We start from the raw sequence: 15091 nt of genomic DNA on the forward strand, positions 1-15091 counted from the left end.
ACTCGATGCGGCTCACGCCGAGGCCTTTCTGCCGCGCTTGACCTTGGGTGCGGCGGCGCACTGGGCTTTGATGCGTTCCAGCAGCACGCTGGCCGGTTCGTCGTTCGGGTCTTGTGGGACCAGTTCGCCTCTGAATGCTTTGGCCAAGATGCTTTGGGTCAGGTGGTCGATGCGGCCTTTGGCCGAGGTGACCTTGGCTTCCAGTTGGTCGGCGAAAGCGAAGAGCTGTTCGACGCGGCGAACGATCTCTTTTTGTTCCTCAACGGAGGGTAAACCAAACCGGAAATCAGCAAGCTTTTTCGCGTTGATGTTCGATTGGCTTACGCCATCGGTTTTGACCTGCCAGCAGTAATCTCTCCCCTGCGGACTATTCAGGCAGTAATTCAAAAATTCCGGAGCAAGTGTCTCGCCACACCTTACGCGAATTAGATATCCCGCGTAGATAGCTGGCTGCTCTCCTTTATAAATTGCAGTCTTTCCAACCAGTTCGGGGCTGTTCGTTCTGTTGAACAGTACGTCTCCCGCCTGCAATGAGTACTTCTTGATTTCCTCTTTGTCAGAAGAAAAAACCAGATCGCCCCAATCAAGGCGACCGCCTTGGATATTACCCATGCGTAAGACTGGAATATCGCCAATCGGCTGTGACTTCGAAGAACTGCCATATGAGAAGTCGCGAGCTACCTCGCCTAGACGTACAACAGGCCAGGCAAAATCTTCTGAACACCCAGTTATCGAGCTTTCTTGGGCACCCTCGGAAAAAAACGCCGAACGCCACTCCTCCGTCAATCGCCCGGAAACCGCTGCGGCGAGGACGGATTGGCGGAAGCGTTTGAGCAGCGCTGGGATGCCGTCGATGCGAGCTTTGAGGGTGTCGACCTGGGCCAGCAATTCATCGAGTTTTTGGGTGATGCGGGTTTGTTCGGAGAATGGCGGCAAGGGAAACTGAAAGGCTTCGAGCTTTTCCGAGTCGATGCTTTGTACGGTCGTGCCATCCTTCGAGCACGCAGACAGAATTTCGCCCCCGTGGCTCTTAAGCAGGTAAAACGCGAACTTCGGCGCTATGCCCTCGACTGGCCTCAGAACTTTGATGTCCTGATTGACGGTTAGCTCGGCACTGGCCAAAGCAACCGGGAAAGTGTGCTGAAGAATCCCGCTGCGCGTCACCATCAGAACCGAACCCGCCGGATAGAGCGCCATACTGGCCTCCGCGACGGCTACCTGCGAAATTCGATCCTCGGCGTCTTCCAGCAAATTCCGTTTCATATCCTTGGGCGACACCCAAGGAACATCAGGACTCGACCAGAACACGGGATTGGCTTTCGAAGGAGTCTTGCCGCCGGATAAGCCGCCAAGGTCATTCAGCGAGAAGTAGTTCCACCCACTCGGCAACTCACTCATCCCCGGCCTCCTGCACCACTGAAAGCCCCATCACCTCCGCCATCAACTGCTTCTGCGCCGCCACTTCATCCCCCGCACCCAGCGCTTTCATCAACTCTTCCAGCTCATGCAGGGCTTCGGTCAGTTCGGCCATGGCCTCACCGGCCAACACTTCCGGGGCGGGCAGGTCGGCTGCATCCAGGCTATCGGCATCCTTTAGCCAGCTGATATCCAGGGAGTCGCCGCGTTCGCGGATCTGTTCACGGGTAAACACTCGGAAGCGGCTGAGCTCGCCAATGCCTTCGACATTCTCGGCGCGCGAGCTATTGCCGTTGGGGTCATCGCCGTAGGCGTCCTCGAAGGGCTTGAGGTGTTGAGCACCAAAGGGGGTGCGTTTGCCGAAGCTGGGCATATTGCTGCGTAGGTCATAGACCCAGACGCGCTGGGTGCAGCCTTGTTCCTGGCGCGGGTTGGCGGCAGTGCCTTTCTGGAAGAACAGCACATTGGTCTTTACGCCCTGGGCGTAGAAGATGCCGGTGGGCAGGCGCAGGATGGTGTGCAGGTTGCATTTGTCCATTAGGTCACGGCGCACTTCGGTACCGACGCCGGCTTCGAACAGCACGTTGTCCGGCAGAACCACGGCCGCACGGCCACCAGGATTCAAACCACGGTAGATATGCTGCAAGAAGGCCAGTTGCTTGTTGCTGGTCTTGTAGGTGAGGTCGTCGCGGGTTGGACCGCCACCGCCTTTGGCCGTGCCGAACGGTGGGTTGGAGAGTATTACCTCGACCTTCGGCAGGCTAGCGCCGACCTGGCCAAGGGCGTTGCCCAGATGCACCACGCCTTCTTCGTCGCCTTCCATGCCGTGCAGCAGGGTGTTCATCAGGGCCAGTCGGCGCGTGCCGGGTACCAGTTCGATGCCGATGAAGGCCTTGTTGCGCTGGAAGCTGCGGGCTTTCTCATTGAGGTCGTATAGGTCGTCGGTGTGCTGCTTGATATAGGCATCGGCGGCAATCAGAAAGCCTGCGGTGCCGGCAGCCGGGTCCTGAATCACTTCGCCGGGCTGTGGCTTGATGCAGCGGATAATGCTGTCGATCAGCGGACGCGGGGTGAAGTACTGGCCGGCGCCGGATTTGGTTTCGCTGGCGTTTTTTTCCAGCAGGCCTTCATACAAGTCACCGAGGCCGTCCTGGCGGGCGCTGAACCAGTCGATGCCATCCAGGCTCTTGATCAGTTGCTCAAGGTGGCGCGGCTCTTTCAGGCGGGTCTGGGCGTCGGCGTAGATGGCTGCAATCAGCGGATCTTCGTTCTTGCCCAGGTCGAGCAGCATCTGCCGGTAGTGGTTGAGCAGGTTGAGACCGGATTTTTCGGTGAGATCCGGCCAGCGTGCGCCTGCGGGCAGCTTGTGCTCGAACTGGTTGCCGCTTTGGGCCTGTTCGTATTCCATCTTGATAAACAGCAGGAGCACCAGTTCGGTGACGTAGTCGCTGTAGTTGATGCCGTCGTCGCGCAGCACGTCGCAGAGGTTCCAGAGCTTCTGGACGATGTCTGAGTTGGTCATGGTGGGGTCTCAAACTGATTTATAGGGCCGTGAGCCAAATAGGGGGTGTTATTCGGCTCATCAAGTTGGCGGTGTGATGATGCTCAGGCAGCTGATGTCGTCATCGGTGGGCGGCGCGGGCAGGTTGCCGTTGCGTAAAAAATTCTGTTGTTCCTGGGGGCTAAGGCCTGCCCAGAAGCCGTCAGTGGCCAGCAGCCAATGCTGGTTTGGCTCAAGAGGCCAGTGGTTTATCTCGGGATCGCTTGCACGCCTGGGGCTAAAGCAGCGAGTCAGGCTGTGGCGTGATGGCTCTTGCGCAATTTCTGCGTGAGTGAGGTTGCCTTGCCAGTTGAGGGCGCAGTGCGCGTTGCTCAGCCAGTTGATCGTGCCGCTTTGTTCGATCAGCCCAAGGCAGCAGTCGCCTTCGTGAATGCTGAACGCGGCATCGGCGAGCAGGCATAGCACCAGGTAGCTGCAGGCTGCCTGTGGGTGCTCATCACGCAGTGTCTGATGGCTGCTGGCGATTATCTGCAGTAGCGCTTCGGCCAGTTGCTCTGGGTTCCGCTCAGCTGCAGGCAAGAGGCTGAAGTCATGGGTGAGGTTTGCAAGCAGGGCTTTGGCCAGTTCGCCGCTGCCAGGGTGGCTGCTACTGCCATCAGCGATCAGGTAGAGGCTGGCATGGGCCGGCTCGATATGGGCGCAGGTATCCCGGTTGTCGGCTGTGATGGTGCCGGCCTGGGTGTGCCATTGCAGGGTTGCGCGCATTCAGGTCGCTACCTGGGCGATATGGTGCAAGCGCTGCCAGATAATTTGCTCACGCTCGTTATCGCCACGAGCGGCGTCCTGCACCAGGTAGCCGAAGTCGTTAGTGCCTAGCAGTGCGGTGAGCTTTTCTGCCAGGTAGGCGCGTAGTTCGGGGGCTGCAGCGTCGACTTCCTGCAACAGTTCTTCGCGACCGTTGACCAGGTTGAGAATGTCCTCAAGATCCTGGCTAGCCAATGGGTTCTGCATTCCGCGCCCGGCATAGGCTTCCAGTTTGCTGCCAAGAAAGTAGGGTGGGGTGAATAGGCGAATTCGGCAGCCGCTAGGTAGCGCGTGCCACTGTGCGTTGGCCAGGCCGTCCTTGAACCAGCGGTTATTACAGCCCAGCAGATCGGCGGCTTCGGCATCTTCGGGCATGAAGTCGACCTTCAACTCACCGAGACGCAGGCGGCAGATGACGTCATCCTGCTGTGATTGCCTGAAGCCTTTTTGTTGCAGTTGCTCGACCAGCTTTGGCCACTGGGCATAGCCGGTGAGATGAACAACCAAATCGACATCGTCGGTGTAGCGCACTTCTTCCCGGCTGAGTTCATCAGTCAGCAGCAGGGCTGTCGTGCAACCGCCGACGAATGCAACCTCTTGGCAAAAGTCTTGTGCGAGCGCCTGGGCAACCACTTCGAGCATTTGGATGTTGTGTGTGTGGCTCATGCTTGCAGAACCTTTTCACGCAGAATCTGGTTGGCGAGATTGGCCTCCCTGGCATTACCCAGACGTATTGCATCTATCAAGGCCAGATACTCATATAGGAGAGGGTCTTTCTTGACCGCCCCCGGTACTGTCTTGAATAGGGGAGTAATGGATTGCCCCTTGCGATTGCCGTAAGCGTCTGGCCAGACATGGATAAGGTCGCCGCCGCTCATTAGCTTGTCCTGCAGCACGGGCGCGGAAAAACTGGTGGGGATACCTCGGACAATTTCTGCCGGTTTGACTGGAAATACGTAGCGCAGTCCATGTTCGATAAAACCCAGTAGTGCTTTGCTGTTGACCCGAGGCAGCTGGGTGTTTGGGTCTACACGCAATAACCCGATGTGCTGACAGCGTTTTAGCGCAGAGGCAATTTCGGTTTTGCTGATGCCGAGTGATGCTTGCAGTGCGCGAACGGAGTAGCTGTCGTGGTGGACGGGAGGATCTTGCTCTGAATGATCTTCCCAGCCTTGCCATTGGTCGGATGCGTAGACATCGCCGAGTTTAATTAGCTCTGCAGTTTCGCTATCGAGCCTTTGCTGTAGGCGCTCGCGCTGCTCAAGGCAGATCAACTTGATCAGCAATAGAACGTCTTGACTCTTCATTGCGGCCTCGGCTAGTGACTGTCCTTTGTCCTAGGACTGAGGACAGTCTAAGCGTTCATGTATAGCAGCTGTCAATCACTCAGCTAACTGCTTGCCACAAGTTCTCGTTCAAGGCTTCCAGCACCCGATCCAGGTTGCCGCCCAGGTTGCGATCCAGGGCTTTGAGGCCGCCGTCGTTACGGAAGGCATCGTTGACCTGCTGCGGGTCGATGACCACTTCATGCACCAGTTGCTTGGCCAGGCGATCCAGCCATTTGCGTTGTACGGGCGTCCAAGGTTGCTGGGTGTAGATGGTTTGCATGGCCTTGGCCACGCGTTGGTCGAAGGGCAGTAGGGCTTCGCCGATGGCAGCCTGGCGAATGTAGCCAATGATGCTGGCGGCGATTTCCTGGTTGGTCTGGTTGCGCCAAGCGCTTTTCAGGCTGGCTTCGCTGAAACCGTGCTGGTCGAGCAGCAGGCGGACTTCGCGCAGTTGCTCGCGGGTCAGATCCTTGGGGCGGTTTACCACCACGCCAAGGGCAGCGGACTGGTTGAGTTGGTTGCGAATAAAGTCGTTGAAGCTTTCCAGGTAGTCGGCTGGTTTCTGGTTTTGCCCGTAGTTCTGCTCGCGCACCAGCAGTTCGTCGCTGTGGGTGGAGATAACCGGGTAGTTCTCCGAACCGAGCAGGGCACTGACAGCGGCGAGCTGGTTGATCAGCTGGCTGTGCTGGCGGACGAAGTTGGCCGCTTGCTGCGGGCCAAGGTCGTGCAGGTGTTTATGTAATTGGGCCGGCTCAACGCCCCACACGTCTTGCAGCTCATCGAGCTTTTTCTTCAGCGTGGGTTTGTCCTCGGCCTTGTGCTGGGCCTTGCGCAGGATACGCATCACGCGCTGGCTCAACTGGTCGAGCACATCATGGGCGTGGCTGTTGTCGTCCTGGCTGCCGGGTGCGTCATGGCTGGCGCCGCTGGTTAGTTCGCTGACCAGTTGCTCCAGGCTGATGTTGGGGTTCTTCACCAGGGGCTTCATGGTGTCGACCGCTTCCAGGCTGGCGTAGAGGTCGACGGGGTCGTATATGCGGAATACGGTTTTGCCAATGTCGTCGCAGCGGCGAGTGGCGCGGCCTTTCATCTGCTCGTAGAGGATGCGCGAGCGCACCCGGCGCATAAACACCAGGTTGCAGATTTTCGGTACGTCGATGCCGGTGGTGAGCAGGTCGACGGTGATGGCGATATTTGGGGTGGGCTCGTTCTTGTAGCGGCGAATCAGCGTTTCAACCTTGTCGCTCTGGCCGGTGATGATTTCCACGGCGGCCTGGTTGTACTGCTCGCCGTAGGCTTCTTTGAAGGCGTCGTCGAGTAGGTTTTTGACACGCTCGGCATGGGCCTGATTGACGCAGAAGATCATGGTCTTCTCGTCGCCAAACGGGTCCAGCTCTTTGGCCAACTCGTCGCAGATGACCTTGTCGAAGGCCGGGGTGATCACGCGGCGGTTGAACGACTCGATGTTGAAGGTGAGTTCATCGTCCAATTCGGCTACGTCGACCTCACCGGTTTGAGTGTTGATAACGCTGACCGACTCGCCTTTCTCGAAGCGAATACCGTGCTTGCTGAGTTGGGTTTCGTAGCGAATCGGTGGTTCGTGATCCACCAGCCAGTCGTCGGCCACGGCTTCGCGGTAGCTGTAGGTGAATACCGGTTTGCCGAAGATTTCACTGGTGTGCTTGGCCGGGGTGGCGGTGAGGCCGATGCGGCAGGCGTCAAAGTGGTCAAGCACGCGGCGGTATTGCGAGAGGTACTGGCTGTGATCACGCACTGCCAGCTCGCCTTCGGTCATTTCCTGGTCGAGGGTATAACCCCGATGGGCTTCGTCGACGATGATGCAGTCGAACTCGCCTACGGGCGGTGGGTTGTCTGAGCGGAAGATGCGGCTGACCATGGCCTGCACTGTGGCGACCTGAACGCGGGTTTCGGCCTCGGCGGCCATGTCGCCGAGCTCCTTGATGTCGTAGATCTGCGCCAGGGTGTGGTTTTGCTCAAGCGTGGTGTCGTTGAACGAGTCGATGGCTTGCTGGCCGAGAGCGCTACGGTCGACCAGAAACAGAATGCGCTTAAAGCGTTCAGCCTTTAGGAAGCGATACATCAGGCCAATGATGGTGCGGGTTTTCCCGGTGCCGGTAGCCATTGCCAGCAGACAGTCGCGCTGGTTACTGGCCAGTGCCTGCTCCACGGCCTGGATGGCCTTCTCCTGGTAGTCGCGCAACTTGAGGTAGGTGAAGCCTTCGGCTTTGAGTTTGGCCTCGGCTTCTGCCTGGCTGCGTTTGAGCAGATCAAGCAGATCATCCGGCGTGTGGAAGTCCGGCAGTGGCCGGCGAGTGTTGGCTGGGCTGCGCAGATCACGGAACCAAGTACCCGACTGTTCTGCGAGCTGTTTGATAAAGGGCCGGCCGTTGCAGGCGAAGGCAAAGGGTACGCGGAAGTGGCCACCCTGGCCGTCGCTCCAAGGCTGCGCTTGACCGGCCTGTAGCCAGGGCTGCTGATGCTCGGCGGCGAGGTTGAACTCGCGGGCATAGCGCTCGGCCTGGGGGATGCGGTCGGCGATGTTGATGCGCTTGCGCTTGGCCTCAACGATGGCGATTGGCGTGAGTCCAGCGAATAGCACGTAGTCGGCGCAAGCCTTGGCGTTGCTGGTGGGCCATTCGGCGATGGCCTTGTTCTTACCTTTCTCGGGGCGTGCACCTTTGCTGTAGGTGAGGTCGAGTGAGTCGGCTTCCCAACCGGCTTCGATCAGTTGCTGGTCGATTAGGATGCGGGTGAGGTCTTCGCTCAGGTCAAAGCTGCTGGTGGCGTGCATGGTGCAGTGCATGACCTGCTGCGCAGCCTGCGGCTGAGTCAATAGCTGGAGCTGCAGGGTTTTGATGCGTTGCTCGTGCTCACTGCGTAGCTTGCGCAGCGCAGCTTCGTGCTCGGCAGCCAGCTGCTTATGGCTGCGCGATTCGGCGTCCATTTGCTCGGCGAGTACGGCGTACTCTTCGGCTTCACGCTTGTGCAGCTCTGCCAGCTGCTGGTTGCTCTCCAACTGCTGTGTGGATTCGTTCAATTGCGCCTTGAGTTGTTCGATCTGACTCTGCAAGTCGCGTAGCGGAGCGCTGGGGTCGCTAGGGGTGACGAAGGGGCCGGGTTTGAAGGTGTGGGCGTTCTTGCTAAAAGACTGGTGATACCAGATGGCCAGAGCGCGGGCGACCTTTAGCCCATCCATGGCCTCGCGGTGCTGGGTACGGAACTCGTGGGTGGCTTTGTTACCTTCGACGCGCAGAGTACGGAACAGGCCGCGGATGTTCTGATCTAGCTGGATTTCGCGGCTGAGTTTGTAGAGCAGATCGGCCTGAGTGGTGTTGGTATCGAACTCGATACCGGCGCGGCTAGCCAGATCTTGGGCCAATGCCTCGCCCAACTGGCGCAGTTTGATCAGTGTGGTGTTGGGATCGGCGGCGAATACCTGTTCAGCGGTGCTGGCTAATTGCAGGAACAGCGGGTCGTGTTCCTGAAGAAAAGCGAAGTTACTACTGGCTGCCATGGTCGATCCTTTGAGCCCATTTCCTCTAACTGCGCCAAATTGAGATCTACTGCGCAGAACTACAGGAAGCTTACTCAAGATGGGTGGGGCAGGGGGAGCAAAAATTTAGCTGCTAAATTTCGGCTTTCGTGTTTGCTTCCCGTTCTGTCGCCGGGGCTTCGTGAAGGCCTAACGATTGCTGCAAGTGCAGCCTTACTGGCTTATGGTTCGACGGAGAAGGTAATGAAGCGGAAAGTTATGCACATGCCATTTGATGCGGCAGCGCATCTGAAGGATGAAGAGACGATCAGGGCTTATCTGAGGGCCGCTCTGGATGACCCTACACCCGGGGTGTTGCTGCTAGCCCTGGCGCATGTGAGTCGGGCTCTTCAGATGGGGCCGGTTGGGCTACCTCCACTTCGTTAAGCATCTCCGGCTTTCGTTCGCCTGACTCCATTGAGACTTAGCGACTCACGCCCAGGGAGGTTCTCTTCCCAGATTGCTGGCATTTGCTAGCCAGTAGTGTCAGGCGTTGTTTTTCCAGTAAGGGATCTTGGAAGCGAATGGTCAGGCGCTCCTGGGCTGCCAGCTCTAGGACTTGCTGCTTGAAGTCAGCTGAACCATTCACGCTGAGCGGCTGCCCGAAGCGCTGAACAGCCAGCTTCAGCGCAGTGATCACGGTTTCTGGATCGGCATTACGTGACAGCTGAAGTGCGCTGCCGTCATCGCGAATGGTTGTCTCGCCACATCGGTAGATCAGGGTGCCTTGCTTGGTAATGCTGTCGGGAGGCAGTGCCGGTGAAGGGAGTGAAGTGGCCTTGGCTTCTCCACTCAGGGTGTTGCCCTTGAGGCCGTTGGCACAGGGCCGCGCTCTCAGCGCAGCAAGGGCGTCTGCATCACCGAGGCGTGCTTGGTTCTGTAGCCACTCATGCCAACTGCGTTGGCGGTGTTGCTGGGTCAGCTCACGGCACGCCTGTTGGTGTTGCACTCTTGCGCTGTCGATGTCTGCCAATAACGTTTTGCTGATCTGACCTAAGAGGATCTTCTTGGCCAACCGGTCGGCGCCGGAGAGCTTTAAGGCACTGCGCTTGATGGCTGCTCGACGCTTGGCGTTAGTGATCTGCTGGTCACGGGTAGCCATAGCATCTCTGGTGGCCTTGGTGCGTGCGGCGGCGCAGCTCGTTTGCTCGGCTTGGTAGCGGGCGAACAGCTCGCTGGTGTCCATACGTGAGCGCATGGGGTGCGGCTGATACTGTCGGGCGGGTATCCGATGCTCTTTTGCTCCGTATGCCTGGAATTTCCCTAGGGCCATTTCCAGTTTGGTCTTCGATATGTCCCGCGATACCGAGCTGGCCTTCATGGTGGTGTTGTCTGCGCTGGTAATGACTAGGCCGTTGCCTCGTAGTTGCAGGCTAAGGCCGTTGGTTTGCATCACCTGGTGCAGGGCGCTCCAGCTATCGGCGGCGGTGATTTGTTCCAGGCACTCACGACGAACCCATCCGATGAGGCTTTCAACGCCGGCGGCGTGCTCTAGGTCGCTCGCACGGCCACGAGCTGCCTGACGCTCAGACTGATGGTTGTCGCGCTCTAGGCCGAATTCTTGCTCCAGTGTCTCGCAGAGCTGGTTCAGGGTCTTGTAGTCACGAAAGGGCGAGTGGAGGGTCAGCTTAGATGGATGGATTTTGTTGATGGCCAGGTGGATATGGATGTTGTCGGTATCGTGATGGACGGCGCTGATTCGTTGGTGTTCGGTGTAACCGAGGCCTGTGCAGATACGTTGCTCAATCTGCTCCAGAACCGTTTCGTCTGGCTCTTCGCCAGCGCGGAAGCTGAGGATGAGGTGGTAGGACTTGTCGGTCTCGCAACGCACGTTTCGCGCTTGCGTGGCCGTGACCTCCAAGATGGCATCCTCGACCTCCAGAGAGTGGCAGTTGCTGATCTGTACGCGACCGACACGCTCACGCTTGTCCTGCGGGTCGCACATGTAGCGCACCAGCTCGCTGAAGCTGCTTTTGCGCAGTGAGCGCATGGCTACATGCTTGGCGATCACGGGCGGGTTCTCCGCGCCGCGATGGGGGTGACCAGGACAGCCATGGTTGAGCGTAGTGTCTGCTGGCTTTCTCGAATTTCCTCCACCAGCGTTTGCAGGGTGCGGCTGGTCTGCATCTGCCCGTAGGCGGGGAGGTGGTCATAGTGGGTCAGAGCCAGTTTGAGCAAATTGCCCAGGCGTGCCTGATCGGCATTCACCCTTGCCAGCTCCTCGACGTATTTGTAATCCAGGATGCTGGAGACTTCGTAGCCTTGGCCCACCAGGAGCAAGTAGCGCGATGCGCTGTGCCCAGATGCCTGGGCGTTGCGCAGTATCCGTTCGCGCTCATGAGGTAGACAGTAGACCTTGATGGGCGGCTCCACACGCCGGCTGGTGCTCTCACCCATGGCGTTCAACCTGCCTGTTTGCTGTGACCCCGCAGGGCAGGGTGGGGCCTTGAGTGCGAAGCGCGAATACAGCCTCTTTGTAAGGCGCGCACCGGAGGTGTGGGCCTGCACAAACTACCCTGCCCCGCATCTCAGCGCTTTTAACGTGCCTCTTGTTGACACGTAGCAGTGCAACTCTTGCGTATTGAACGCTGCAGTTGCAGGTTGAACGTGTTTTGAACGCTTTAACGGCAGGTTGTACGCCAGAGGGGCTGTTCATGTTCACTGCAGATGCCCTTTGGTTGCGGTTGAGCTGAACGTAATTGCCTTTGGGCGGGTAGGTTCCTGCTTGGTGGTTTGTGATGGCTGAGGGGCGGTGATCAGTTGTCGGGCGTAGCGACGAAATGCCTGGTAGGTGAATGGAATTCGTTGCTCCTAGTGCAGCAGTTTCCATATGGCGAGCAGTGACCAGCCGCTGCTGTAGGCCAGCTGGATCTCCTCGCGCAGAGAGATAAAAGCGCTGCGGTTGCGAGCGGCGATGCTGGCATCAGGCTTTCGCATAACGTGTGCGGCGATTCGCTCAGAGAGTGTCTTGGTCTTTGTTTGAGCAGATGAGCCTTCCCTCGTAGCTTCCGCGCCGTCATGTGCTTGGGATGTGTTTGTGCCCATATTTCTCCCTCGATGCCGTTGGTTCCATTAGATCTGTGATCTCCGTCATTGGTGGCGCTTGGGCTCGCTTTGCTTCTCGAGCCTCGCACGTAACGCAGCCAGTGATTGGCGACCTAAGTGCTCATCCGGTACGCAATTGTGGTTTCGTACGCTTGCTGCTCTGTTTGGCTCCCTTGGTTGCTGTTTTGCACCGGGCACAAACTCACCAAGCTGAGCCACTTCCACTAGTTTTCGAAGTAACCCGAGAGGGTTTCGGACTCGGCCTGTTGCGATCAGCGCGGCGACTTCGTCGAGGACAAGCTGACGCTGCGGCGCAGGGCACTGGTGCACCAACTTCTGAGCTGCGGCTCGGTTTTGGCCAGATAACTCTGCGGGGATTTTGAGGGGCGGGAGGTGCCCGTTTTGCGCTGTTGTAGGTTCTTTTATGGTTCTTGATGGTTGGGCTGACACGGGTGTCACCCTTTTGCTACCTCTGCTGTCATCCTTTTTGACCTGATTTGTCAGGGTTTCGCTTGCTTCTGGGGCAAAGGGTGGCAGTTTGTCAGGGTTAGTTATCCACAGAGGGTTGACCCGATATTCCGTGGCAAACCCGCGTCCGCCATTACCGTACCGAACCGTGAGCAACCATCCGCTTTCGCGCATTTGTGCGAGATACCGGCGAACGCTGCGCTCGCTCTGACGTGTTTTCTTGGCGATGTAAGCGACGCTGGGGCGGATGTTGGTTCCGTCATCGTGGGCATGGTCGGCATAGGCCAGGGCCGTAAGGAGTTCGCAGCCGCCTGCTGGATAGTGCTCCCACACTAGGCTCGAGATTTTTATGCTCATGATCGGGGCGCTTTATACGAGGGCGGGCGTTTTAGTTGCTGATTCCGTCGTCGATCAGTCTCGCAATGTCCTCCGTGCGAAATAGCACGCGGCGTCCCCATTTCCGCTTGGCTGCGTTGATGCTCCGAGCCCACTCAGTCCTGTTGTCAGAGAGCGTGATTCGGAGCGCTTCTGGGCTTCGATGCATGACTTCTCCCAGTTGCTCGTAGGTCATCAAGATTCCGCAACGCGCGGTCAGAATTTCTTGGGTTGTGGGCATGACGGTGCTCCTTGGTTCAGTTACGGCTAAATCCTAGGAGCATTCCTCTTTCGGTTTTAAGAGTTAAAATTTGGCACTTGAAAAACTCTACAGCCTGCGTGAAGTCTGGGGTTTGATGGGTTTCTGTCGGATTTTTGAATTTCGCATTGAGATCGCGCATTTAGCATGTACGGAAAACATCACCGACCACAGCCTGATGAGGTCGAATTCATCCTTTGCGTAAAGCATGGGTGGTTGCGTGTGCCGATGTGGCGTCCGTTTGTAGCCGATATCTCGCGGCAAGCTTCGGCTGAGGCGTTGAGGCCAATCATTTTCAGGCGGATCTTGAAGGAGCATGTGAGCCAAGTTTTGGAGCGCGTGGTGCGCTATCCCAATCTTGCGGATTACCAGCGGCTGGTTGATGGCTTGAACTCAGCTCTTGTCTTTCTGAATGGACGAAAACTGAGTTGGGTGACGTTTAGCGAAATGGGTCATGCCCTGATCTCTCCAGCTCGGGCTTCTCCTGATTTGCTTGTTTCACTGGGGCAGCTAATGGGGGCAGCGCAGGCGATCAATGTGATCTTTGGTTATGCCCAGGAGGCCCCAGCTCCTTGCTTTTGCTCCATGTGCTGGCGGTTCGTTTTGAACGGCAATAAACACTGCAGGGTGCACCGAGTCCCCATTGGTGGCGTCAGCGAAGAGCAGTCGCATCAGTTGCGGCCTAGGTCTGACGACTACTGGTTTGGGCGTAAGTTGTCGCCGCAATTTACTGATCACCTCCGTAGGCTTTCCAATCAGGCAAGGAAGGAGAAGTTGCGCTCGTGGTGGAAGGAGGCCATTGACGCTGGCCAGATTGTTCCTTGGCTTGAGCGTTATAGGCCGCTGACGTTGCAGCTTGTGGTAAGGCGTGTGGGGAGTTTTGAAGGGGCTGCAGCGCTGCCCACTTTGATTCAGGCGCTAGATGATCACGATCTGGAGGTCGGTGTGCTGCGTGAGCAGAGATCAGCTTTTCACCGCTCTCTACTTGACGAGCGGAAAGCCGTTTTTGATCTGCTGCTTCGTGCCGAGGCGTGGCTTAGCGCTGCTGCAGAACGCCGCGCAGGTTGGGGTGGTAGTCGGGTGGGGGCTGGTAGGCCTGAAAAGCGGTTGAAGCGGCCCGCGGTAGAGATCGAGATGCCCTGACCTAATCAAGAGCTGCCAAATGCTCGACAGTCTCTGCTTCTGCATCAGGTAGTGGTTTGGGCGCGCTTGGTGTGTCGGTTAAGGTACGTTGCGCTGGCTGGTCAGCTTGTCCAGTTTGCCTACAAGGTCTTCTGCGCGTAGATGGGTATAGCGTTTGAGCATCTGCATCGACTTATGCCCGCTGATGGCGGACACCTCTTGGTCGGATAAGCCGCCCTCAACCAACCGACTGACCGCCTCGTGCCGCAGGTCGTGGAAGCGCAGGTCGGGCATGCCCAGCTTGGTCTTCAGCAAGCCCCAGGTCTTGGTGAATGCGTAAGGGCTGCGCTTGCCGTTTTTGCCGGGTTCGCCAAAGAACACCAAGTCACAGTCAATCGGCCGAACAGGGTTGTTCAGCGCTGCCTGGAAAGTTTCTGTAGCCCATTTGCTGAGAGGGATGGTGCGTGCGCTGTCGTTCTTGGTGTCTGAGAGGCGCACTACGCGCTTTTTCATGTCGACCTGATGCCTGCGCAGGGATGTGATCTCAGAGGAACGCATGCCTGTTTCCAGGGCGATGCGGACGATCCAGCCGAGCATGGGGTTGCTGTGATTGTTTACGGCTGTCAGCAGGCGGCGTTCTTCTTCTGCAGATAGGCGCCGGTCACGGCCTTCTCCGGGGCTTGGTTTGCGGATGTTCAGCACTGGGTTGAAGCTCAGGCCCAATCCCCACTCCTGAATCGCCACGGTGAACAGGTGGCTGAGCAGGGCCAGCTCCAGGCGCACGGTGTTGTTGCTGGTGGGCTTACCGCGATTGGTGATCGAGGCCAGGCGAGTGTCGCGGTAACTGGCGATGATTTCAGCGGAGAGGGCGGCCATGGAGTATTTGCCCAGGTGGCTGATCAGTTGCTGGGCCTTGGTAGCTTCCGCGCGCTGGGTGGTCGGCTTCTTGGTAGGGCTAATTTCGCTGAGGTAGCGTTTCAGCGCCATTGCCAAGGTCATGCGCTCAGAGCCGCTGCGCTGGATGTACACGCCCCTGACCATTTCGTCTTCGGTGCGGCGTGCCCAGTCTTCGGCGTCTCGTTTGGTGCGGAAGGTTTTGGTGTTGGTTGGCCAGCCGGTTTTGCGTACCAGGGCCTTCCAGGTACCGGCATCCGTTTTGACGATGGTGGCCATCTTTTCCTGCTCCCAAGGTGCGCCGCTGTACCGGCACTGTACTGAAT

10 protein-coding genes are annotated in these 15091 nt (G+C 57.9%); 1 reads left to right on the forward strand and 9 read right to left on the reverse strand.

The annotated features are described in order from the left end of the window. Positions 1-12: 12 nt before the first annotated feature. The 8 genes from O6P39_RS02485 to O6P39_RS02520 all read right to left on the reverse strand — a co-directional run bounded on the left by O6P39_RS02485 (position 13) and on the right by O6P39_RS02520 (position 10999). Positions 13-1398, reverse strand: coding sequence for a restriction endonuclease subunit S (locus O6P39_RS02485; protein ID WP_275609903.1), 1386 nt, complete (start codon positions 1396-1398; stop codon positions 13-15). After that, positions 1391-2938, reverse strand: a complete 1548-nt coding sequence (locus O6P39_RS02490) for a class I SAM-dependent DNA methyltransferase (protein WP_275609904.1) — start codon at positions 2936-2938, stop codon at positions 1391-1393. The genes O6P39_RS02485 and O6P39_RS02490 overlap by 8 nt, the downstream gene beginning before the upstream one ends. A 60-nt stretch (positions 2939-2998) precedes the next feature. Further along, positions 2999-3682 (reverse strand): protein phosphatase 2C domain-containing protein, encoded by a 684-nt coding sequence (locus O6P39_RS02495; protein WP_275609905.1) that lies wholly within the window; start codon positions 3680-3682, stop codon positions 2999-3001. Then, entirely contained in the window at positions 3683-4387 is a 705-nt protein-coding gene (locus O6P39_RS02500) for a hypothetical protein (RefSeq protein ID WP_275609906.1), read from the reverse strand. Then, entirely contained in the window at positions 4384-5028 is a 645-nt protein-coding gene (locus O6P39_RS02505) for a hypothetical protein (RefSeq protein WP_275609907.1), read from the reverse strand. The genes O6P39_RS02500 and O6P39_RS02505 overlap by 4 nt, the downstream gene beginning before the upstream one ends. A gap of 79 nt (positions 5029-5107) precedes the next feature. Further along, positions 5108-8584 carry a type I restriction-modification system endonuclease gene (hsdR, locus tag O6P39_RS02510; RefSeq protein WP_275609908.1) on the reverse strand — a complete coding sequence of 1159 codons (3477 nt, stop codon included), beginning with the start codon at positions 8582-8584 and terminating at the stop codon, positions 5108-5110. 442 nt (positions 8585-9026) lie between these two features. After that, positions 9027-10613 carry a TraI/MobA(P) family conjugative relaxase gene (gene traI / locus O6P39_RS02515; protein ID WP_275609909.1) on the reverse strand — a complete coding sequence of 529 codons (1587 nt, stop codon included), beginning with the start codon at positions 10611-10613 and terminating at the stop codon, positions 9027-9029. Continuing rightward, the gene (locus tag O6P39_RS02520) at positions 10610-10999 is read right to left on the reverse strand and encodes a conjugal transfer protein TrbJ (RefSeq protein ID WP_275609910.1); all 390 of its coding nucleotides are present in this window, start codon (positions 10997-10999) and stop codon (positions 10610-10612) included. Before O6P39_RS02520 ends, traI begins: the two co-directional genes overlap by 4 nt. A gap of 1897 nt (positions 11000-12896) precedes the next feature. Between O6P39_RS02520 and O6P39_RS02525 the strand changes: the two genes are divergently transcribed. Further along, positions 12897-13892: a hypothetical protein gene (locus O6P39_RS02525; protein WP_275609911.1), complete on the forward strand. Its 996-nt coding sequence runs from the start codon at positions 12897-12899 to the stop codon at positions 13890-13892. 78 nt (positions 13893-13970) lie between these two features. Here O6P39_RS02525 and O6P39_RS02530 read toward each other — a convergent pair whose 3' ends face one another. Then, positions 13971-15044, reverse strand: a complete 1074-nt coding sequence (locus O6P39_RS02530; RefSeq protein ID WP_275609912.1) for a site-specific integrase — start codon at positions 15042-15044, stop codon at positions 13971-13973. Between the last annotated feature and the right edge of the window lie 47 nt (positions 15045-15091).

The organism is Pseudomonas sp. PSE14 (genome assembly GCF_029203285.1).
GTDB lineage: Bacteria > Pseudomonadota > Gammaproteobacteria > Pseudomonadales > Pseudomonadaceae > Pseudomonas.